Below are 20,555 nucleotides of genomic sequence, written 5' to 3'. Positions count from 1 at the left end.
TCGCTATGCCGCAGATGGGGACAACCATCTTGGTGGGACAACAGATGTTCGCGCGCATCCTGAACAAGGCACGTCATCCGCTCCGCTCTGTCGGTAAAGACAGGCGCGGCAATGTGCTGGTGCTGACCGCCGCCGCCCTTCCGGTGATGATCGGGGGGGCCGGGCTGGGGGTGGACGTCACCCAGTGGTATCTCTGGCAGCGCGAATTGCAGATGTCCGTCGATACGGCCGCGCTTGCAGGGGCCTATTCAAAGGTACAGGGCAAGGATTACAACGTCAGCGCCAATGCCGCGCTGACCGACAACAAGCAGGTTCTGGACTATCTCGGCACGCCAAGCGTGACGGTGGTGAGTTGGAGCGGCGGCACCAACAATGCAGTCCGCGTGTCGGCGCAGACCCAGCGCGACCTGCCGTTCTCCAGCCTATTCCTGCCTGCCGGCCCCACCATCACCGCCACCGCGACTGCGGCGGTGATCGATTCCGGCGAGTTCTGCATGCTTGCGACCAACGAGACTGCACAGGCGGCCGTCAGCATCGGCGGCAATGCGCTGCTTCAACTCGGCTGCGGGATCGCGACCAATTCGAACCACTCCGAGGCGATCAAGATCTTCGGTTCATCGCAGGTGGACGCAGATCCGCTGACTGCGATGGGCGGCATAACCGCCGGATCGAACAACCTGATCGGCGATACGACAACGCGGCCCTATTCGGTGAAGCAGACCGATCCGCTGGCGCATCTCACCACGCCGCCCGCCGGCACGTCGCGGACCTATGACAAGAACAACGCGACTTTGCAGCCGGGGACCTATTCCGACATGCAAATCAAGGGCAGCCACACTCTGGCGCCCGGCGTCTACACGATCGACGGCGGCTCGCTGAAAGTGGCCGCCCAATATAATCTGTCGGGCTCCGGCGTGATCTTTGTGCTGAAAAACGGCGCCACGATCGACATCAACGGCGGTTCGAATATCAGCTTTACCGCGCCCACGTCAGACCAGATCACGGCTTCTCCGGGGACATACAACAACATCTCGTCAGAGTTTGGCGGCGTGCTGATCTTCGAGGACAAGGCGACATCCGTCGCAGGCAAGGACAGTCGCATCAACGGCAATGCGACGCTGCACCTGGGCGGGGCGATCTACATGCCCAATCAGGACATGGAAATGACCGGCAATGCTTCGCCCAGCACCCAGTGCCTGCTCCTGATCGCCAATACCATTGGCATCAGCGGCAATCCCATCATCCCCAACTCCTGTCCGCCGGGTTCGTCCCCTCCCGGCAATTTCGGTGCAAAGGTGGTGCGTCTTGTCAGCTAGGAACATCATCCGGTCGCTCTCCGGCGCGCTGCCCGACCGACGCGGCGTTGCGGCGATCGAGCTTGCCTTCACGCTGCCGGTGCTGACTTTCCTGTCGCTTGGCGCGTTCGACGTCGCGCGCATGCTGTCGGCACAGATCGATTATCAGCAGGCGGCCGCCGAAGTGGCGAGCCTGGCGCTGGCACGGCCGCCGCAGAGCGACACCGCTTATCTGAAGCAGGCGGCGATGTCCGCGTCCGGCCTGACCGAAGACAAGGTAACGGTCGCCACATCGCTGACCTGCAACGGGACCGCATCGAACAGCAGCTGCGCATCGGGGCAGGAGCAGGCACGCTATGTGATCGTCACGTTGAACGGGCAATATGCGCCGCTCTGGACTCATTTCGGTGTCAGCCAGACGATCAATCTCGATGTCGTCCGCAAGGTGCGTTACCAGTGAGGAACGCACAGATCCTGAAACTGTGGCGTGATACGCGCGGCACCACGCTGGTGGAGTTTGCGCTCGCAAGCCCGATACTCATAATGTTCATCCTTGCGGTCATGCAGATCGGCATGACGATGCAGGCCTATAGCGCGCTGCGCGAGGTGATCGGCTCCGGCGGGCGCGCGGCGATGGTAGCCTATCAGGACAAGAGCGATGGCGTCATGACCGAAACCCAGGTGGAGGACATGATAAAGACCCGCGCATCCGCCGCGGGACACAGGCTGAGGGCCGATGACCTGACGGTGGATGTAACGATCACCGATGACAATGTGCTGCTCGCCAAGAAGATACAGATCGATCTCGACTATGACGTCGAGCTGGTGATCCCCTTCTGGAAGACGAGTGCCCTCACGCTCAGCGAAAGCCGGATGTTCTACGTGCCCCAATAGGCGCGACCGGCCATCCGGCGGCAGATTTCAGCCGCAAACGCTTGACCCGACAGCGTATATTTGTAGGTAATTGCCGATCCACCCGCCGGTATAGTCCGGCCCTGATCGTTCCTGAACAGAATTTGCGGCGCATATGGATCGGCCGGCCCAAGGATCAGAGTCCCGCAATCGGCAGGTGATCGCCGATCTCGTGGCGGCGGGCGATCCGGAACGCTGGCTGGCCGCAACCTATGCGCGCAGGCAGGCGCGCCCCGGCCTGGCGGCGCTGTTCGCGCTCGACATATCGCTGGGACGGCTCGTCGCCTCAACCAACGAACCGATGATCGGCGCGATCCGCATCGCCTGGTGGCGGGAGGCGCTGGAAAAACTGCACCAGCCGCCGGTCCCGGGCGAGCCGGTGTTGCAGGCGCTGGCCCATGAGGTGACGGGCGGAGACGCGGCGAAATGCGCTGCGCTGGCAGCGCTGACGGATGGCTGGCTTACGCTGATCGAAGCGGAGACGGTGGATGCGCCGACGCTGGAGGCGCATGCGGAGCAGCGCGGCGCGCGGCTGTTCGCGCTTGCCGCCGAGTTGCTTGGCGCGGACGATACCGAAGGATCGCTGCGGCAGATGGGGCGGGGCTGGGCGCTGGTGGATCTCGCGAGCCGGCTTTCGCTCCAGAAGGAACGGGCCGAGGCGGTGGCGATGGCGGCCGACATATTTGCAGAAGCCCCGCCGCGAGTGCGCGGGGCGCGTCCGTTGCTTGCACTGGGGGCGCTTGCCCGCCGCGATGCGCTGTCGCAGTTGAAGGACCGGCGGATAGGGTCGCCCGGACGGCAGCTTCGCATGTTGCGGGCGTTGCTTACCGGACGATGAGCGTTTGAAGGGGGACAGATGATCTGGCGTTGGGTAGCGGGCGGGCTTGCGCTGGCCCTTGGAGTGCTTGCGGTGCTGTTCTGGCGGGACGAAAGCGCGCGCGCGAGCGACAGCGTAATTCCGCCAAGGCCGGCGGCCGTACTCAGCCAAGGGATCGCCGCTCCGCCTCCCGCCGCGCCTGAGGCGAGCGAGCAGAAGCGCGAGGAGCGCCGCTTCAACCGCTATGACAAAGACCGCGACGAGGCGATCACCCGCGAGGAATATCTTGCGAGCCGCCGCAAGGCGTTCGCCAAGCTCGATGTCAATGGCGACGGCAGGCTTTCCTTCGAGGAATGGGCGATCAGGACGACGGACAAGTTCGCCAAGGCGGACGCCGATGGATCGAAAGTGCTGACACGCGCCGAGTTCGCGACGACGCGGGTGAAGCGCAAGGCCCCGGCAAGGCCGGAGTGCGCCCCGGTCGCGGCAGCCGCTGGAGACGAGGAGAGCTGACGGAAAGGCCGGGAGGGCGCGCTTACGCCGCCGGTTCGACCGCCTGCGCTTCCTCCACCCATTCGCCGAGCGCGGTCCGGGCACGGGCGACCATCGCCACCTTGCGTTCATTCTTGCGGGTGCGTCCGTCGAGCGGCGGGAACAGTCCGAAATTGACGTTCATCGGCTGGAATGTGGTGTCGTCGGCCCCGCCGGTGATATGGTGGAGCAGCGCGCCGAGCGCGGTGGTGACGGGCGGCGGCTCAATGCTGCGCCCCAGAACTTCAGCTGCGGCGAAACGCCCGGCTATCAGCCCCACCGCCGCGCTTTCGACATAGCCCTCGCAGCCGGTGATCTGCCCGGCAAAGGAAATGCGCGGAAGCTCCTTCAGCCTGAGCCGGTCGTCCAGCAGCCGGGGCGAGTTGATGAAGGTGTTGCGATGCAGCCCGCCAAGCCGGGCGAACTGCGCGTCCTGAAGGCCGGGAATGGTGCGGAAGATACGCACCTGCTCGGCATGTTTCAACTTGGTCTGGAAGCCGACGATGTTCCACAGCGTGCCGAGCGCATTGTCCTGCCGAAGCTGGACAACGGCATAAGGCCAGCGCCCGGTGCGCGGATCATCCAGCCCCACCGGCTTCATCGGGCCATAGCGCAGCGTTTCCCGCCCGCGCGAGGCCATCACCTCCACCGGCATGCAGCCTTCGAAATAGGGGGTGTCCTGCTCCCACTGCTTGAACTCGGTCTTATCGCCCGCGAGCAGCGCGTCGATGAAGGCGTTGTATTCGTCCTTCGTCATCGGGCAGTTGATGTAGTCCTTGCCGTCACCCTTATTCCAGCGGGACTGGAACCAGGCCGTGTCCATGTCGATCGCCTCGCGATGGACGATCGGCGCGATCGCATCGAAGAAGGCGAGGCTGTCTTCTCCGGTCAGGGCGCGGATCGCCTCTGCCAGCGGAGCGGCGGTGAGCGGGCCGGTGGCGATGATGGTGCGGCCCCAGTCTTCGGGCGGAAGGCCGTCCACCAGCTCGCGCCTGACCTCGACCAGCGGATGGCCTGAGATGGCGGCGGTGACGGCGGCGGAAAAGCCGTCCCGGTCCACCGCCAGCGCGGCGCCCGCAGGCACGCGATGCGTGTCGGCCGATGCTAGGATCAGCGAACCGAGCCGCCGCATTTCCTCATGAAGGAGGCCGATGGCGCTCTTTTCCGCCTCGTCCGAACGAAAGCTGTTGGAACAGACGAGTTCGGCGAAATCGGCCGTGTGGTGGGCAGGCGTCGGCTCCACCCCGCGCATTTCGTGGAGGACGACGGGGACGCCCGCCTCGGCAAGCTGCCAGGCGGCTTCCGACCCCGCAAGGCCGCCGCCGACGATATGGACTGCATCGGTCATGGCGGCGGGTTAGCGCGGGTGCGCGCGAAAGGCGAGGGGGTTGGGCCGCCTCAGCGATCCGGCCGGCAGGTGACGGCCGCCGCCTGTCCGGCTTTCCAGGTCAGCTGGTCGCCCCTGTCCACCAGCTCATGCCGTTCATCGGCATAGCGATTGCCCGCATCCTCGCTGACCAGCGGCAGGATGAGGTTCTTGCGCGAGGGCAGCCTGACACGGACGGCGTCCTGGCTGAGGAATGAAACGCCGATGCGCGACCCGTCCGAGCAGGCGTAATAGCGGTCGGGCCCGGACTCGGCCCCGGTTGCGCAGCCGCCGACGGCGAGCGCGGCCGCCAGTCCAATTCCGAATATGCCAAGGCGCATGATTTCCCCTCCGATTCCCATTCGTGAATCCCCTGTCCGGAAATGAGTACGAGCGGCGTAACGATCGGGTTCCAACCAGGCGGAAATAGGGCAGGGACACCATCCTCGCGCGGGCGCGCGCACGTATGCGCAAGGGGTGGCGTGGCGCGGGATTAGCCGCTAGAGCATTCCCAACAACACCAAACCGAAAGTGTCGCCTTGCCCAACGACGAGACCAGCCTCGCCGAACCGTCTGACATCAGGCCCATCTCCATCGTCGATGAGATGAAAACCTCCTACCTCGATTACGCGATGAGCGTGATCGTGGCGCGCGCCTTGCCCGATGTGCGCGATGGGCTGAAGCCGGTCCACCGGCGCATCCTCTATGCCTGCCAGGAAGCGGGCTATGTGGCCGGAAAGCCCTATCGCAAATCCAGCCGCATCGTCGGCGACGTCATGGGTAAATATCACCCGCACGGCGACAGCGCGATCTATGACGCGCTCGCCCGGTTGGCGCAGGACTGGTCGATGCGGGTGCCGCTGATCGACGGCCAGGGCAATTTCGGATCGATGGACCCCGACCCGCCCGCCGCCATGCGGTATACCGAGGCGCGACTTGCCAAGGTGGCCGACGACCTGCTGACCGACCTGGACAAGGACACGGTCGATTTCCAGCCGAACTATGACGGATCGGAAAGCGAGCCGAACGTCCTTCCCGCACGCTTCCCGAACCTGCTGGTGAACGGGGCCGGCGGCATCGCCGTCGGCATGGCGACCAACATCCCGCCGCACAATCTTGGCGAGGTGATAAAGGCCTGCAAGGCCTATATGGACAATCCCGCGATCACGGTGGACGAGCTGATCGAGATCGTGCCGGGGCCGGATTTCCCCACCGGCGCGATGATATTGGGCCAGGCGGGGGCGCGCCAGGCCTATCACACGGGGCGCGGCTCCATCGTCATGCGCGCCAAGGCGATTGTGGAGGAAAACCGGGGCGAGCGCCGGTCCATCGTCCTTACCGAAATCCCCTATCAGGTGGGCAAATCGGGCCTTGTCGAGAAGATCGCCGAGGCGGTGAAGGACAAGCGGATCGAGGGCGTATCCGACATCCGCGACGAATCCAACCGCGAGGGCGTGCGGGTCGTCATCGAGCTGAAGCGCGACGCGACGCCGGAAGTGGTGCTGAACCAAGTCTATCGCTACACGCCCGCGCAGAGCAATTTCCCGGCCAACGTGCTGGCGCTGCGCGGCGGCCGTCCCGAAGTGCTGTCGCTGAAGGACATCATCGAATCCTTCGTCAAGTTCCGCGAGGAAGTGATCACGCGGCGCTCCAAGTTCGAGCTGCTGAAAGCGCGTGAGCGGGCGCACATCTTGCTGGGCCTTGTCATCGCCGTCACCAACCTGGACGAGGTGGTACGGATCATCCGGGGGTCGAGCACTCCTGCCGACGCGCGCGCCAGCCTGATCGCCCGCGAGTGGCCGGTCGCCGAGATCGCGTCTTATATCGCGCTGGTGGAAGCCGTGGAGCCGGAGGTCCATGGCGACAGCTATCGCCTGTCGGAAACGCAGGTCCGTTCCATCCTGGAGCTGCGCCTGCACCGGTTGACCGCGCTCGGTCGTGACGAGATTGCAGGCGAACTGCGCGAACTGGCCGCCTCCATCGAGGAATTGCTGGAGATATTGCGCAACCGCGTGCGGATGTACGAGGTGATGCGCGAGGAGTTCGAGGCGGTGGAAGCCGTGGCAGTGACTCCACGCCGGACCCAGATTGTCGCCGCGCTTGACGATATCGACGACGAAGACCTGATCGAGCGGCAGGACATGGTCGTGACCGTGACCATGGGCGGCTATATCAAGCGCACGCCGCTGGACACCTTCCGCGCGCAGAAGCGGGGCGGCAAGGGCCGGTCCGGCATGGCGACCAAGGACGAGGACGCCGTCAGGGAGCTGTTCGTCACCTCCACCCATACGCCGGTGCTGTTCTTCTCCACCGCCGGCAAGGTCTATCGGATGAAGGTGTGGCGTCTGCCCGAAGGTGCCCCGCAGGCGCGCGGGCGGCCGATGGTGAACCTGCTTCCGCTGGCCGAAGGGGAGACGATCTCCACCGTGCTGCCGCTTCCCGAGGACGAGGCGGAGTGGAAGAACCTGCACGTCATGTTCGCCACCGCCAACGGCACGGTGCGGCGCAATTCGATGGATGCGTTCACCAACGTGCCGTCGAACGGCAAGATCGCGATGCGGTTCGAGGATGACAGCCCTGACCGGCTGATCGGCGTGGCGCTGCTCACCGAGAACGACGATGTGCTGCTCGCCACCCGCCAGGGCAAGGCGATCAGGTTCGAGGCGACGGTCGTGCGCGAGTTCCAGAGCCGCACGTCGACCGGCGTGCGCGGCATGACCCTGAAGGCGGGGGACGAGGTGATCTCGCTCTCCATCCTCCACCGCGCGGGCGCGACGCCGGAGGAGCGCGAGGATTACCTGCGCTTCGCGCCGTGGAAGCCGGAAAAGGAAGGCTCGCCGCAGATGTCGTCCGAGCGGTTCGAGGAACTGACCGCAAAGGAACAGTTCATCCTGACGATCTGCTCCAACGGCTATGGCAAGCTGTCGTCCGCCTATGAATATCGCCGGACCAACCGCGGCGGGCAGGGCATCACCAACATCGACAATATCGCCCGCAACGGGCCGGTGGTGGCCAGTTTCCCGGCGCATCACGACGATCATCTGATGCTGGTGACCGATCAGGCCAAGATGATCCGGATGCCGCTGGATTCGCTGCGTGTGATCGGGCGCGGATCGGCCGGCGTGCGGCTGTTCGACGTGGCGGACGACGAACATGTCGTCTCGGCGGCCCGCATCACGGATGAGGATGAGGAAGCCGCAGACGAGGGCGATGCGGCCGAGGGCGATGCGGCCGAGGGTGAAGACACGGCAGGCGCGGGCGAAGCCGGAGCGACCGAGGAATGACCTGAGTGGCTGCCCGGGCAGGGCAGCCATTAAGGAAGGTTAACGCTATATCGCTGATTTTCTGTCGATATTTTTTACAACATTTTTATTCCGAGAGCGTCCCGACCGCCATGAAACGGTCGGTGGCATGGAGCTTGCGTGAAAATCCGCAGGGTCGAGCGGGGTCTTTGGCTGGAGGGGGTAGCCGAACAGTAGAGGTGGCTTAATGAGGAAGCTCATCACATCGGTCGCAGCGGCGGCTTTTCTGTCAATCCCGGCGCACGCCGCGACGGTCCTTCTGGACAGCGTGACGTCCGTGTCGGATGGCTATGAGTTCAGCTATGCGGGCACGCTGGACGACACTGAGGGGCTGCGCAACGGATCGCAACTCGTGATCTTTGATTTCGCGGGCTATGTCGATGGCTCGGTCTTCAGCCCATATGACGACGTCGCGGCGAGCGTCGAATTCTCCAATCCCGGCATCACGCTGGCTCCCGGAGTGACGGACGACCCCGGACTCGTGAACCTGGTCTTCACCTGGACGGGCGACGATTTCCAGACGTCCGGCGGTCCTTTCAGCGATATCGACTTCTCCGGCCTTACGGCGGTTTCCACCTATGGGCAGATCTTCACCGATGGTTTCTCTACCCTCACGGTGAAGAATGAGGGCCTGGGTGCGGAAGGAACTGACCTCTACACCCAGGGCTATGTGGGCGTTCCCGGCGTGCCGGAGCCGGAGACATGGCTGATGATGATCGGCGGGTTCGGCCTGGTGGGCTGGCAGCTTCGTCGGCGCAAGGTCCGCACCGAAGCTCTGGCCTGACCCAGAGCCTAAGCGATGTTCCGGCGGCGTCCGCGCCGCCGGAGCGTCCAGCCCCAGGGCCTGACCCTAGGTGGTGGGCAGAGACGCGTTGTCGATGACGAAGCGATATTTGACGTCGCTGGCCAGCATGCGCGTATAGGCGTCGTCCACCTGTTGCACCGGGATCAGTTCGATATCGGCGGTAATTCCGTGTTCGGCGCAGAAATCGAGCATCTCCTGGGTTTCGGCGATGCCGCCAATGGCAGAACCGGCAATGCTGCGCCGCCTCCCGATAAGCGTCCCCGCAGCCGGCGCGACATGCCTTTCGGGACCGGCCCCTACAAGAACGAGAGTCCCGTCGCGTTTCAGCAAGCGGCTGTAGAGGTCAAGGTCCTGCGGAGCCGAGACTGTGCTGACGATCAGGTCGAAGCTGCTCCGGTGTTCCGCCATCCGGGCTTCATCGCTTGAGAGGATGACTTCATCCGCGCCAAGCTTGCGCGCCTCGCCCGCCTTGCCCTCGGACCTGGTGAACGCCGCGACATGCGCTCCAAGCGCGTGGGCAAGCTTGAGCCCCATATGGCCCAGGCCGCCGATCCCCACGATCCCCACTTTCTTGCCGGGTCCGGCGTGCCAGTGACGGAGCGGAGACCACATGGTGATGCCCGCGCACAAAAGCGGCGCAACGGCAGGCAGGTCTTCCGGCTTGTGATTGATGCGAAGGACGAAGTTCTCGCGGACAACGATATGGTCCGAATAGCCGCCGTAGGTTGGAAGGCCCGTCTGAGCCTCCACGCCCATATAGGTGCCCGTCAACCCGTTCTCGCAGTATTGCTCAAGCCCTTCGCCGCAAGACGGGCAATGCCCGCAGCTGTCCACCATGCAACCGACCCCGACCAGATCGCCCGGCTGGAAACGGGTAACGCTCTCACCGACCGCACTGACCCGGCCGACGATCTCATGGCCGGGCACGCAGGGATAACGCGGGTCGCCCCATTCCCCCCGCGCGAAATGCACATCCGAATGGCAGATGCCGCAATAGAGAATGTCGATCCTGACATCCTGCGGCTCAAGCGCCCGCCGCTGAAAGGAGAAGTGCGCGAACGGCGATTGAGCTGAATGGGCGGCCCAGGCATTTGCTGTCGTCATGTCGATCTGCCCCGCAAATGATGCAAATGATGAAGTGTGAGTAGCCAAGCTGGGTTGGTAACGCCGAACCACAAGGGCCGGACGCAAAAGTTTTCACCGGCTTCAGTCAGCGGCCGCAACGTTTCTGACGAACAGCCAGTGGTTCTCGGTCGAACCATCAGCCGAAAAGGCATAGCCGTCGGTGTCGAAGCCCTTCAGCGCCTCGGCCTTCTGCAGTCGGTGTTCGCAGATGAAGCGGGCCATCATGCCTCGCGCTTTCTTCGCCCCGAAGCTGTTGAAGACCAGCTTGCCGCCACGCTGTTCCTTGAAGGCGATGTCGATCACGCGCCGGTTGCCCAGCGCCTTGCGGTCGACCGCCTTCCAATATTCCTGGCTGGCAAGGTTGACGATCACCGGCTCGGGATCGTCGCTAAGGTCGGCGACAAGCGCATCCGCCAGCGATTTGCCCCACCAGGCATAGAGATCCTTCTTTCTGCCCGGCGCCCAGGACGTGCCCATTTCAAGCCGATAGGGCTGCATCAGATCCAGCGGACGGAGCAGGCCGTAAAGGCCTGACAGAATGCGGACATGGTCCTGCGCAAAATCCACCGCGGCTTCGTCCAGCGTCTTCACTTCAAAGCCGGTGTAGACGTCACCGGCGAAGGTGTAGATGGCCGGACGAGCGTTATCTGCGGTGAACGGCACCTCGAATGCGGCGAACCGCTCCGCCGTCAGTTGAGCAAGCTTGTCCGATATATGCATGAGTTTAGTGAGCCGGGCCTTGGACAGCCTGGCCGCCGCGTGGGCCAGTGGTTCCGCCTGCTGGAGAAAGGTTGGTTGCGTCACCGCCACAGGCGGCACGGGAGTGTTGAGATCCAGCGTTTTTGCGGGAGAGATGACGGCGAGCATGTTGAGGCTCTAGCGACTAAACCCGCCGGGTTCAACGACGGTTAAGCCGCGGCATGGCAGCCAATGCCGGTGATGTCGGTTGTGCTTGTCGTGAGGCCATGGCGCCGGTAGCAGAATGGTTTTTCATCCGTCCCGAATGGACAGGTTCGGCGCGGGAAATCGGGAGTAGGATTGAATGAGGAAGATTTCGTCTCTGGCCCTTGGTCTGGCGCTCGCAATGGGCGCGGCCGGCGGGGCCGCCGTCGTCGCGACGCCTGCCGCCGCGCAGAAAGCGCAGAAGCAAAAGTCTCTGAAGCTGGGCAGGGCGGTGCAGTCTCCGCTCGCCGAAGCGCAAAAGCTTCAGGAGGCGGGCAACCTCGACGCCGCTCTTGCGAAGATCAATGAGGCGGCGGCCAAGGCGGAGACCCCCGACGAGAAATTCGTTATCGGCCAGTTCACCTACAATATCGCGGCGGCCAAGAAGGACGACGCGCTTTTGGAAAAGGCGACGCGGGCCATGCTTGAAAGCGGCAGCGCGCCCGAGGATATGAAAAAGCCGCTGATGCGGAACCTCGCGGCATTCAGCCTTCAGCGCAAGGATTATGCGGGCGCTCTCACCCAGTTCAAGGCACTGGCCGCCGCCTATCCGGATGATGCCGAGATCGTCGTTTCGCTTGCCGAACTCTATCACGCGAACAAGCAGCCGGCCGAGGCCGTGACGACGCTGCAAAAAGCCATTCAGACCAAGAAGGCCACGAACGAAGCAGTGCCGGAGACCTGGTACAAGCGGATGCTTGCGATCGCCTATGACGCAAAGCGGATGGACCTTGCGGTGCCGGCATCGCTCGATCTGGTCTCGGCCTATCCGAGCGCCGACAACTGGCGCGATTCGCTTATCATCTTCCGTGATACCGGGAAGCTGGACGACCAGGCGACGCTCGACCTGATGCGCCTGATGCGCGCCGCCGGCGCGATGAAGGGCGAGGCGGATTATTATGAATACGCCAATTCGGCCTATATGAAGGGTCTGCCTGGCGAGGCGAAGGCAGTGATCGACGAAGGCATCGCTAAGAAGATGCTGAACCCCGGCAAGCAGACCTTCGCCGAACTTTCGAGACTGTCGGCAGGCAAGGTCTCGGCCGACAAGGCGTCGCTCCCCAAGCTGGCGACACAGGCCAAATCCGCCGCGAACGGCAAGCTCGCGCTGGGCACGGCCGACGCCTATCTCGGCTATGCCGATTACGCCAAGGCGGCTGAACTCTATCAGGTCGCGCTTCAGAAGGGTGGCGTGGAGGCCAATGTCGTGAATACGCGGCTTGGCATCGCACTTGCGCGATCGGGCCAGAAAGACGCGGCCGCTGCCGCCTTCGCCAAGGTGTCCGGCGAACCCCGGGCCACCATCGCCAAGTTTTGGCAAGCCTGGCTGAATCAGGGCGCTTGATCGGCGTTTCCGCTTCAGTGGCTGGAACAAGGCCCCGCCTTCTAAAAGGGAGGCGGGGCTTTTCCTTTGCCCTTGGCGCGGGCATCGCCGCCGCTCTTCTCGGAGCGGGGCCTGTACATGGCGGGCTGCCGGACCTGTCCCCGATCGACGCCGTGCGCTTGCGCCAGCATGTGGAAGTCCTCGCCGACGACGCATTTCAGGGCAGGGAGGCGGGTGGGCCTGCCGATCGCAAGACCACGAATTACATCGCCAAGGCGCTCGCAAACGCGGGGATCGAGCCGGGATGGCGCGGAAAGTGGCTGCAGCCGGCGCCGTTCATCCGGCGGTCGGCCGTGGAATGGCGTCTGTCGGGGCAAGCGAGCGGGGAGGCGATAGAGATTTCGCCGGAAGCGTTGGTCCTGATCGGCGAGGGGAAGGTTGAGCGCATCGCCAATGCGCCTGTCGTCTTCATCGGCCACGGGATCGTGGACCCGGCGAGCGGGCGGGATGACATCGGAAGCGCCGACCTGAAAGGCGCGGTGGTGCTGAGATTTGCGGAGCCGCCGCCCGAATATGCCGCCGGAAACAGGCCAGTACCGGACCTGCGGTTGCGACGTGCGCTTTACCGAAGCCGGGGCGCGGTGGCGGACATTGCGATCAACGACTCCGAAGATGCCGAGTTCATCCGGCTCCAGAGGGGCTACAGGCTGGGGCTGATGCGGCTTGGGGAGACCGGGCCGGGCATCGGCGTTACGGGCCATGTGAAGGCGGCGGCGGCCGCGCCTGTGCTTGCGGCGGCCGGTCTCGACCTCAAGACGATGCGGACGCAGGCTGCGATGCCCGATTTCCGGGCGGCGACGATTCCCCTGCGGATCACGGCCCATGTCGAGACCGGGATTCGGCGGTTCCGGTCCGCCAATGTCGTCGGCAGGCTGGAGGGCAGGGGAAGGCCCGATGAAGCGGTGATCGTCACCGCCCATTGGGACGGCTATGGCGTCTGCCTGCCCGCCGGGTCGCCGGACCGGATCTGCAATGGCGCGATCGACAATGCGAGCGGCATAGCAGGCATGATCGAGCTTGCCCGCGCGCTGAAGGCGGGGCCTGCACCCAGGCGCAGCGTCCTCTTCGTCGCGACCACGGCGGAAGAACATGGCCTGCTGGGGGCGGAATATTACGCCTCCCATCCCGCCGTGCCGCTGCGCGCGACCGTCGGCGGCGTCAACCTGGACACCATCGCCCTGCGCGGACGCGGGGCCAAGCTGGGCGTCATCGGCAGGGGCCTGACCACGCTTGACCCGATCATCCGCGATGTCGCCAGGGCGCAGGGTCGGGAACTGCTCGACGATTCGTCCGTGCAGCAATATTTCCGCCGGTCGGATCATTTCGCGCTGGTAAAGCGCGGTGTGCCGATGGTGATGCTGACCGGCATATTCTCGCGCGAGCGGGAAAAGGACGACGCCATCGACCGTTATTTCGAGCGCGACTATCATCAGCCGGGCGATGAACTGGAGGCGGTGCCTTCGTTCGACGGGGCGGCCGAAGACGTGGAGGCGGCGCTTGCGGTCGTGCGGTGGATGGCGAATGCCGATGTCCCGCCCCGATGGCTGCCGAATTCGCCCTATCAGCGTGGCGGCGGGCCGTCAGCACCCTAGCCATCGCGCGATCCGCGCCTTATAGAGCCGCCTCGTTCTGTGGAGACATTTATGGATATCCGGCTTGGGCTGACCTTCGATGACGTGCTGCTGGTGCCGGCCGAATCCGAAGTGCTGCCGAGCCAGGCCGACACGCGAAGCCGTGTGACGCGCGAGATCGGACTGAATATCCCAATTTTGTCCTCTGCCATGGATACGGTGACCGAGGCCGACATGGCGATCGTCATGGCGCAGCTTGGCGGCATCGGCGTCCTGCATCGCAACCTGTCGGTGGAGGAGCAGGCCGCCGCCGTGCGCGCCGTGAAGCGGTTCGAATCCGGCATGGTCGTGAACCCCATCACCATGACGCCCGAGCAGACGCTGGCCGAGGCGCTGGAACTGATGGTGCGCCACAAGATTTCGGGCATTCCGGTGGTTGAGAAAAGCGCCACCGGCCTGCCGGGCAAGCTGGTGGGCATCCTCACCAACCGCGACGTCCGCTTTGCCGAACAGATGAGCCAGCCCGTCGCGGAACTGATGACCAGCAACAATCTGGCGACGGTGAAGCCGGGAGTTTCGCAGGAGGATGCGCGCCGTCTGCTCCACCAGCGCCGGATCGAAAAGCTGCTCGTGGTGGACGAGGATTATCGCTGCGTCGGCCTCATCACCGTCAAGGACATCGAGAAGGCGGTGAATTATCCTGCCGCCACCAAGGATTCGTCCGGACGCCTGCGGGTGGCGGCTGCAAGCACCGTCGGCGACGCAGGCTTTGAACGCACCATGGCGCTGGTGGACGCCGAATGCGATCTGGTGGTGATCGACACCGCCCATGGCCATTCAAAGATGGTCAGCGAAATGGTCGCGCGGATCAAGAAGCAGTCGAACTCGGTCCAGATTCTTGCCGGAAACGTCGCGACGGCAGACGCTGCCAAGGCGCTGATCGATGCGGGGGCGGACGGAGTGAAGGTGGGCATCGGCCCCGGCTCCATCTGCACGACGCGCGTGGTCGCCGGTGTCGGCGTTCCGCAGTTGACCGCAGTCATGGATGCGGCGGCGGAAGCAGCGAAGCAGAATGTGCCGGTGACCGCCGATGGCGGGCTGCGCACCTCGGGCGATATCGCCAAGGCGCTGGCGGCGGGCGCATCCAGCGTGATGGTCGGGTCGCTGCTGGCCGGAACCCAGGAAGCGCCGGGCGAGACATTCCTCTACCAGGGCCGCGCCTATAAATCCTATCGCGGCATGGGTTCGGTGGGCGCGATGGCGCGCGGTTCGGCCGATCGCTATTTCCAGCAGGACATCAAGGACCAACTGAAGCTGGTACCCGAGGGAATTGAAGGCCAGGTGCCCTACAAGGGGCCGGCCAAGGACGTGATCCATCAGCTTGTCGGCGGTATCAAGGCCGCGATGGGCTATACCGGCGCGCATACGATCGACGAGCTGCAAAAGCGCTCCAGCTTTGTCCGCATCACCAATGCGGGCCTGCGTGAAAGCCATGTCCATGACGTGACGATCACGCGCGAGGCGCCGAACTACCCCACCAGATAGGACGCCAATGACCCCAGCCGCACGTGTTCAGGCCGCGATCGAGATACTGGATCAGGTCATCGCGGCGGCGCGGGACAATGGTGCCGCCGCCGATACGCTGATCGCCCGCTATTTTCGGGATCGCCGCTATGCCGGGGCAAAGGACCGGCGGGCGGTGCGGGAGCTTGCCTATGCCGCGATCCGCCGGGCGGGCGAGCGGCCGGATTCGGGCCGCGCGGCGATGCTGGGACTGGCCGAGGAACAGCCCGAACTGCGCGCATCCTTCGACGGATCGGCTCATGGCCCCCCGCCGGTCGATGCCGCTGAGAAAGCCGCGCCCGCTGGCATTGCTCCCCAGTGGCTGGTGGACAGGCTCTCCCATCTTCCCGTGCCGGACCGAACGCTTGCAGCCGGGCGCGCGGCGCTGGACCTGCGGGTGAACCGTCTGAAGGCGGATCAGGACGCCGTTCTCGCCGCTTACCCGGGATCGGCGCCCACCGCCCATGCGCCCGACGGCGTGCGGCTGGCGGAAGCGGTGGCGATCGACGCCCATCCGCTGTTTCTGGACGGATCGGTGGAGGTGCAGGACCTGGGCAGCCAGCTTGTGGCGCTTGCCTGCGAAGCGACGCCGGGCATGCTTGCGGTGGATCTGTGCGCCGGAGCGGGCGGAAAGGCGCTTGCGCTTGCGTCGGCCATGGCGAATCAGGGGCGCATCCTTGGCTGCGACACCGATCGCAGCCGCCTGTCCCGACTGTCGCCGCGCGCCGCGCGGGCCGGGGCGACGATCATCGAGACGATGCTGCTGGACCCCGGCAAAGAGGCCGAGGCGCTGGCGGCGACAAAAGACTCCGCCGATGTGGTGCTGATCGACGCGCCGTGTTCGGGAACGGGCACCTGGCGGCGCAACCCGGAAGCCCGCTGGCGGCTGACGCCCGAGCGGCTGGAGCGGTTGATCGCGCTACAGGCACGGCTGCTGGAGATCGGGAGCGAACTGGTGCGGCCGGGCGGCCATATGGTCTATGCGGTGTGCTCGCTTCTTCGCGAAGAGGGCGAGATGCAGCTGGCCGATTTCCTGAACCGCCATCAGGGCTGGACTCCTGCGCCTCTGCCGTTCGCTGCGGGAACAGCGGCGGGACCGGGGCGGCTGCTTACCCCGTCGAATGACGGCACGGACGGCTTTTTCGTCGCGAGATTGGCGCGCGCGTGATAGCCTTGGTGCGAAACCGGTTTGTGGAGCTGTTGATGCGTTATTCTCCAGTTGCGATGGCCCTTGCCCTGGGGTTCGCCTGTGTATCGAGCGGCGTGCTGGCTCAGAAGCCGGACAGCCAGATCAATCCGTTGTCCGTGTCGCTCGCCCGCGCCGGCGAGGCGGCGCTTGCGGCGAAGAATTATCAGGGCGCGATCGACAGGCTTGAAAGCGCGCTTGCGGCCGATCCGCGAAACCGCAGGGCCTATATACTGCTGGGCAAGGTGGCGCAGGCGCAGGAACTGCCCGGCAAGGCCATCGGGCTATACGGACAGGCGCTGGCGCTGGAGCCGAACGATCTGGCGGCGCTGGAGGCGCAGGGCGGGGCGATGGTTCAGCGCGGCGCGGTGAAGCGGGCGGAAGCCAATCTTGAGCGTATCCGGACCCTGTGCAAGCGGGCCTGCGCCGAAGCTCAGGGGCTTGCAGCCGTGATCGCCAAGGGGCCGCCGCCCGCCGTGGTGACGGCGCAGAGTTCCACCGTCGCGCCGCCTCCGGAAAACGGGGCGAAGCCGGTCAAGAACTGATCGGCTATTTCGCGCTCAGGAGCCGGGCGACGGAGGTGAACTCCGCGACGCTCAGCGTTTCGGCGCGGCGGGCGGAATCGATACCGCATGATTCGAGCGCGGCAAGCGCGCCGGGCATCGCCTTCAGGCTTGCCCGCAGCATCTTGCGACGTTGGCCGAAGGCGGCGGCGGTCAACCGTTCAAGCTGTTTCACATCCACATCCGGAGGCATGTCTCCCGGCGTCAGATGGACCACGGCCGAAGTGACCTTTGGCGGCGGGACAAAGGCGTTTCGGTTGACCTCGAAGGCGATGCGGGCGCTCGAACGCCACTGGCACAGCACCGCAAGGCGGCCATAGGCCGAAGTGTCGGGACGGGCGACGACCCGTTCCGCGACTTCCTTCTGGAGCATCAGCGTCAGGGACGCCCACCATGGCGGCCAGACGGGGCTTGCAAGCCAGCGGGTCAGCAATGCGGTGCCGATATTGTACGGCAGGTTTGAAACCACATGCGCGCCCCGGCCGACAAGCTCTTCCTCGTCGATCCCGAGCGCGTCGGCATCGACCACCCGCAGCCGTCCCTCGCCGGCGGCGGCGGCAAGCTCCGCCAGCGCAGGGAGCGCGCGCGAGTCCCGCTCCACTGCGATGACATTGGCGCCCGCCTTCAAAAGCGCGCGGGTGAGGCCGCCGGGGCCGGGGCCGACCTCATATACCGTCCGCCCTTCCAGCGGGCCGGGCACGCGCGCGATGCGGTCCAGAAGATTGCCGTCGGTGAGAAAGTTCTGGCCCAGGCTCTTTTTGGCGGACAGGCCATGCCGCGCGATCACGTCGCGCAGCGGCGGGAGGTCGCTCAGACACATGCCTGAAGACGGCGGCTGGCGCATTCCCCGGCAAGCGCGATCGCGGCGATCATCGCGTCGCCGCGCGCCGCATTGCGTCCGGCCAGCGCGAACGCGGTGCCATGGTCGGGCGCGGTGCGGACGATCGGCAGGCCCAGGGTCATGTTGACCCCGTCGTCGAAGTGAAGCGTCTTGAGCGGTATCAACGCCTGGTCGTGATACATGCAGATCGCAGCATCATAGCCCTTGCGCGCATAGGGATCGAAAAGCGTGTCGGCCGAAAAAGGCCCGTTTGCGTCGATGCCTTCGGCGCGCAGCATCTCAATGGCAGGGCGGATGATCTCCACCTCTTCGGTTCCCATATTGCCGTTTTCCCCGGCATGGGGGTTCAGGCCTGCAATCGCAAGCCGGGGACAGGTGATGCCGAAATCGCGTTGCAAACCTCGGTTTACGGTGCGGACCCGGCTGACGATCAGTTCGATCGTGAGCAGGCCCGGCACCTGCGCGATCGGCGTGTGGATCGTGAGCGGCACCGTCCTGAGGCTGGGGCCGACCATCATCATCGCCACATTTCCTCCTGCGATGCCGCAGCGCTCGGCCACGAACTCGGTCTGGCCGTCATGGGTGAAGCCGATGGAATAGAGTTGCGCCTTGGAAACGGGTGCGGTCACGACGGCTCCCGCCGCGCCCGAGCGGGCGAGCCCGGCCGCCAGTTCCAGCGAATCGAGTGCGCAGCGCGCCCCGGGGGTGTTCGGCTCGCCCGGAATGATGTCGCCGGGATCGTCCACCTGGATGAGCGGAAGGGCGTTGGGGAAAATCGCCGTCGCTTCGGCCGGCGTGCCGATGCGAACGATCGGCCCGCGCCAAATCACCGAAAGGGCGCGTTCATCGCCCACCGCGAAAAAGCAGGGCAGGCGGCGGCGTTCGCGCGCCTCCCAGCTTTTGGCGACAACCTCCGGCCCCACGCCCGCCGGATCGCCGAGCGCGACGGCCAGAGGAGGAAGGGCACGCGCGTCCACCGTCCTACCGATAGTCGATAATCGCGTCGCGGCGAAGGTCGCGCAGATAGCGCTGGGCGCGCATGCTCACCCGCTGCTCGTTGAGCTGTGCATAGACCTGATCGAACGAGGGCGTGCTGACGCTACCCTCATCGCGTCCGCACAGGATCAGAACGCGCACGCCATCGGCAAGCGAACCGAACGGCGGTGTCGCCTCGCCCACCTGCAGGCGACCGACGATCTCCTGCAACTGCTCCGGAAGCTCGCCCAGCCTCAGCGAGTCATTGGCCACAACCTCGGCATCGAACTTTTGGGCCACCGCTTCGGCGGTACCGCAACCGCCGCGCCGGGTGGCGGCGTTGAACGCTTCCACACGGGACGCGGTCTGCGCCTCTGTCGTGCCCGGCGGGAAGGAAATAGCGATCTGCTTCATGTTGAGAACAGCCTGGCGCGGATCGCTTCCGATCTGGCGCTTGTCGATCAGTGCAACGAGCATGATGCCGCCCGGAACCTCGACAGGACCGCCAAGGCTGCCCGGATTCATGGAACGTATGGTTGCGGCGATCGATTCCGGAAGCTGCTCGGCGCGCATCCAGCCGAGATCGCCGCCCACGGCCGCGCTGGACGCCTGGGAAAATTGCCGCGCATAGGCGATGAACGACGCGCCGCCGCGGATCTGCTCGGCGATCCGCTCGGCGTTGGCCATCACCTCGGCTTTGTTCTCCGGCGTGGCGCTGAGGAAGATTTCGCCGACGCGATATTCCTCGCTGCCCTGTGCCTCCTTGAGCCGTTCGATAATGCCTTCGACCTCCTCGTCGCCGACATTGACGAAGGGTTCGACACGGCGGCGGAGGAGGCGGCTCCACGCCAACTCGCCCCTGATCTGCTGTTTGAGCGCGGTGTCGGACGATCCGCTGGCCTTCAGGAACTCGGCGAAGTCCTTGGGCTCGCGCTTGAAGTTTTGAGCCACGCGGGCGAAGGTCTGCTCCACCTCGGCCTCGGGGATGGTGATCTCGTTGCTGCGCGCTTCCTGAATCTGAAGCTTTTCGTCGATGAGGTTACGCAAAACCTGCATGCGCAGGCGCTCGCGTTCCGCCGCATCGACCTGTCCGCGATTGGCGGTCAGAACAAGGTTGAGCCGGTGTTCGATATCGGTGTCGGTGATGATCTCCCCGTTCACGATCGCGGTCGCCTTGCGCACGCTCGGATCGGTCGGACCCAATATGGTCAGCTCGGGCGGCAGGTTGAAATCGCCTTCAGGCGCTGATTGGGCTCCGATCGGAAATGGCGTCGCTGCCAGAATCATCGAGGTTAAGAGCCAGGGAGCCACCCGCATCGGCCAGATTCTCCAGAAAAAATTGAACAGCGGACTTACACCATCGTTACGCGCGGACAA

Annotated in this window: 19 protein-coding genes; 12 read left to right on the top strand and 7 right to left on the bottom strand. The window is 65.0% G+C overall.

Features of this window, described 5'->3' with window-relative positions:
• Positions 1 to 44 precede the first annotated feature (44 nt).
• From BSL82_RS02070 to BSL82_RS02050, 5 genes are all read left to right on the top strand, one after another.
• Entirely contained in the window at positions 45 to 1,316 is a 1,272-nt protein-coding gene (locus BSL82_RS02070; protein ID WP_072595812.1) for a pilus assembly protein TadG-related protein, read from the top strand.
• Entirely contained in the window at positions 1,306 to 1,755 is a 450-nt protein-coding gene (locus tag BSL82_RS02065) for a TadE/TadG family type IV pilus assembly protein (RefSeq protein ID WP_072595811.1), read from the top strand. The genes BSL82_RS02070 and BSL82_RS02065 overlap by 11 nt, the downstream gene beginning before the upstream one ends.
• On the top strand, positions 1,752 to 2,189 hold the full coding sequence (locus BSL82_RS02060) for a TadE/TadG family type IV pilus assembly protein (RefSeq protein ID WP_072595810.1): 438 nt from the start codon (positions 1,752 to 1,754) through the stop codon (positions 2,187 to 2,189). Before BSL82_RS02065 ends, BSL82_RS02060 begins: the two co-directional genes overlap by 4 nt.
• Positions 2,190 to 2,364: 175 nt before the next feature.
• Positions 2,365 to 3,045, top strand: a complete 681-nt coding sequence (locus tag BSL82_RS02055; RefSeq protein WP_158010610.1) for a squalene/phytoene synthase family protein — start codon at positions 2,365 to 2,367, stop codon at positions 3,043 to 3,045.
• An 18-nt stretch (positions 3,046 to 3,063) separates the two neighbouring features.
• On the top strand, positions 3,064 to 3,537 hold the full coding sequence (locus BSL82_RS02050; RefSeq protein WP_418361267.1) for an EF-hand domain-containing protein: 474 nt from the start codon (positions 3,064 to 3,066) through the stop codon (positions 3,535 to 3,537).
• A 22-nt stretch (positions 3,538 to 3,559) separates the two neighbouring features.
• On the opposite strand, the gene trmFO is transcribed toward BSL82_RS02050, so the two are convergent.
• Both trmFO and BSL82_RS02040 read right to left on the bottom strand, forming a co-directional pair.
• Positions 3,560 to 4,903 (bottom strand): methylenetetrahydrofolate--tRNA-(uracil(54)-C(5))-methyltransferase (FADH(2)-oxidizing) TrmFO, encoded by a 1,344-nt coding sequence (gene trmFO / locus BSL82_RS02045; RefSeq protein WP_072595809.1) that lies wholly within the window; start codon positions 4,901 to 4,903, stop codon positions 3,560 to 3,562.
• Between the two features lie 50 nt (positions 4,904 to 4,953).
• On the bottom strand, positions 4,954 to 5,283 hold the full coding sequence (locus BSL82_RS02040) for an MliC family protein (protein WP_158010609.1): 330 nt from the start codon (positions 5,281 to 5,283) through the stop codon (positions 4,954 to 4,956).
• 177 nt (positions 5,284 to 5,460) lie between these two features.
• Here BSL82_RS02040 and gyrA point away from each other — a divergent pair, with 177 nt between their 5' ends.
• Complete coding sequence (gyrA, locus tag BSL82_RS02035; RefSeq protein WP_072595807.1) at positions 5,461 to 8,205, top strand: DNA gyrase subunit A; 2,745 nt, start codon at positions 5,461 to 5,463, stop codon at positions 8,203 to 8,205.
• 205 nt (positions 8,206 to 8,410) lie between these two features.
• Entirely contained in the window at positions 8,411 to 9,007 is a 597-nt protein-coding gene (locus BSL82_RS02030) for a PEPxxWA-CTERM sorting domain-containing protein (protein WP_072595806.1), read from the top strand.
• Positions 9,008 to 9,073: 66 nt separating this feature from the next.
• Here BSL82_RS02030 and BSL82_RS02025 read toward each other — a convergent pair whose 3' ends face one another.
• A complete protein-coding gene (locus tag BSL82_RS02025) occupies positions 9,074 to 10,132 on the bottom strand; it encodes an NAD(P)-dependent alcohol dehydrogenase (RefSeq protein ID WP_072595805.1) in 1,059 nt (352 codons plus the stop codon).
• Between the two features lie 102 nt (positions 10,133 to 10,234).
• Entirely contained in the window at positions 10,235 to 11,020 is a 786-nt protein-coding gene (yaaA, locus tag BSL82_RS02020; protein WP_072595804.1) for a peroxide stress protein YaaA, read from the bottom strand.
• 175 nt (positions 11,021 to 11,195) lie between these two features.
• Between yaaA and BSL82_RS02015 the strand changes: the two genes are divergently transcribed.
• From BSL82_RS02015 to BSL82_RS01995, 5 genes are read left to right on the top strand one after another with little or no spacing between them, the layout of a single operon-like run.
• A complete protein-coding gene (locus BSL82_RS02015; protein WP_072595803.1) occupies positions 11,196 to 12,440 on the top strand; it encodes a tetratricopeptide repeat protein in 1,245 nt (414 codons plus the stop codon).
• 17 nt (positions 12,441 to 12,457) lie between these two features.
• Positions 12,458 to 14,071, top strand: a complete 1,614-nt coding sequence (locus BSL82_RS02010) for a M28 family peptidase (RefSeq protein ID WP_158010608.1) — start codon at positions 12,458 to 12,460, stop codon at positions 14,069 to 14,071.
• Positions 14,072 to 14,122: 51 nt separating this feature from the next.
• Positions 14,123 to 15,595, top strand: coding sequence for an IMP dehydrogenase (gene guaB / locus BSL82_RS02005; protein WP_072595801.1), 1,473 nt, complete (start codon positions 14,123 to 14,125; stop codon positions 15,593 to 15,595).
• Positions 15,596 to 15,602: 7 nt separating this feature from the next.
• Positions 15,603 to 16,781 (top strand): RsmB/NOP family class I SAM-dependent RNA methyltransferase, encoded by a 1,179-nt coding sequence (locus tag BSL82_RS02000; RefSeq protein WP_072595800.1) that lies wholly within the window; start codon positions 15,603 to 15,605, stop codon positions 16,779 to 16,781.
• Between the two features lie 35 nt (positions 16,782 to 16,816).
• Entirely contained in the window at positions 16,817 to 17,344 is a 528-nt protein-coding gene (locus BSL82_RS01995; protein ID WP_072595799.1) for a tetratricopeptide repeat protein, read from the top strand.
• Positions 17,345 to 17,348: 4 nt separating this feature from the next.
• Here the strand turns inward: BSL82_RS01995 and rsmA are convergent, their stop codons facing one another.
• The 3 genes from rsmA to BSL82_RS01980 are packed head-to-tail and all read right to left on the bottom strand — an operon-like array spanning position 17,349 to position 20,465.
• Positions 17,349 to 18,182: a 16S rRNA (adenine(1518)-N(6)/adenine(1519)-N(6))-dimethyltransferase RsmA gene (rsmA, locus tag BSL82_RS01990; RefSeq protein WP_072595798.1), complete on the bottom strand. Its 834-nt coding sequence runs from the start codon at positions 18,180 to 18,182 to the stop codon at positions 17,349 to 17,351.
• Positions 18,173 to 19,180 carry a 4-hydroxythreonine-4-phosphate dehydrogenase PdxA gene (pdxA, locus tag BSL82_RS01985; RefSeq protein WP_083578983.1) on the bottom strand — a complete coding sequence of 336 codons (1,008 nt, stop codon included), beginning with the start codon at positions 19,178 to 19,180 and terminating at the stop codon, positions 18,173 to 18,175. Before pdxA ends, rsmA begins: the two co-directional genes overlap by 10 nt.
• Positions 19,181 to 19,184: 4 nt before the next feature.
• On the bottom strand, positions 19,185 to 20,465 hold the full coding sequence (locus BSL82_RS01980) for a peptidylprolyl isomerase (protein ID WP_226998562.1): 1,281 nt from the start codon (positions 20,463 to 20,465) through the stop codon (positions 19,185 to 19,187).
• Positions 20,466 to 20,555 lie beyond the last annotated feature (90 nt).

The organism is Tardibacter chloracetimidivorans, from assembly GCF_001890385.1.
In the GTDB taxonomy this organism is placed as follows: domain Bacteria; phylum Pseudomonadota; class Alphaproteobacteria; order Sphingomonadales; family Sphingomonadaceae; genus Tardibacter; species Tardibacter chloracetimidivorans.
This window is presented reverse-complemented; position numbering and strand designations above follow the sequence as displayed.

Coding starts and splice junctions, on each gene's coding strand:
- BSL82_RS02070 (WP_072595812.1), top strand. CDS start 45: ATGTTCGCGCGCATCCTGAACAAGGCACGTCATCCGCTCCGCTCTGTC.
- BSL82_RS02050 (WP_418361267.1), top strand. CDS start 3,064: ATGATCTGGCGTTGGGTAGCGGGCGGGCTTGCGCTGGCCCTTGGAGTG.
- trmFO (WP_072595809.1), bottom strand. CDS start 4,903: ATGACCGATGCAGTCCATATCGTCGGCGGCGGCCTTGCGGGGTCGGAA.
- BSL82_RS02040 (WP_158010609.1), bottom strand. CDS start 5,283: ATGGGAATCGGAGGGGAAATCATGCGCCTTGGCATATTCGGAATTGGA.
- BSL82_RS02030 (WP_072595806.1), top strand. CDS start 8,411: ATGAGGAAGCTCATCACATCGGTCGCAGCGGCGGCTTTTCTGTCAATC.
- BSL82_RS02025 (WP_072595805.1), bottom strand. CDS start 10,132: ATGACGACAGCAAATGCCTGGGCCGCCCATTCAGCTCAATCGCCGTTC.
- yaaA (WP_072595804.1), bottom strand. CDS start 11,020: ATGCTCGCCGTCATCTCTCCCGCAAAAACGCTGGATCTCAACACTCCC.
- BSL82_RS02015 (WP_072595803.1), top strand. CDS start 11,196: ATGAGGAAGATTTCGTCTCTGGCCCTTGGTCTGGCGCTCGCAATGGGC.
- guaB (WP_072595801.1), top strand. CDS start 14,123: ATGGATATCCGGCTTGGGCTGACCTTCGATGACGTGCTGCTGGTGCCG.
- BSL82_RS02000 (WP_072595800.1), top strand. CDS start 15,603: ATGACCCCAGCCGCACGTGTTCAGGCCGCGATCGAGATACTGGATCAG.
- BSL82_RS01995 (WP_072595799.1), top strand. CDS start 16,817: ATGCGTTATTCTCCAGTTGCGATGGCCCTTGCCCTGGGGTTCGCCTGT.
- rsmA (WP_072595798.1), bottom strand. CDS start 18,182: ATGTGTCTGAGCGACCTCCCGCCGCTGCGCGACGTGATCGCGCGGCAT.
- BSL82_RS01980 (WP_226998562.1), bottom strand. CDS start 20,465: ATGATTCTGGCAGCGACGCCATTTCCGATCGGAGCCCAATCAGCGCCT.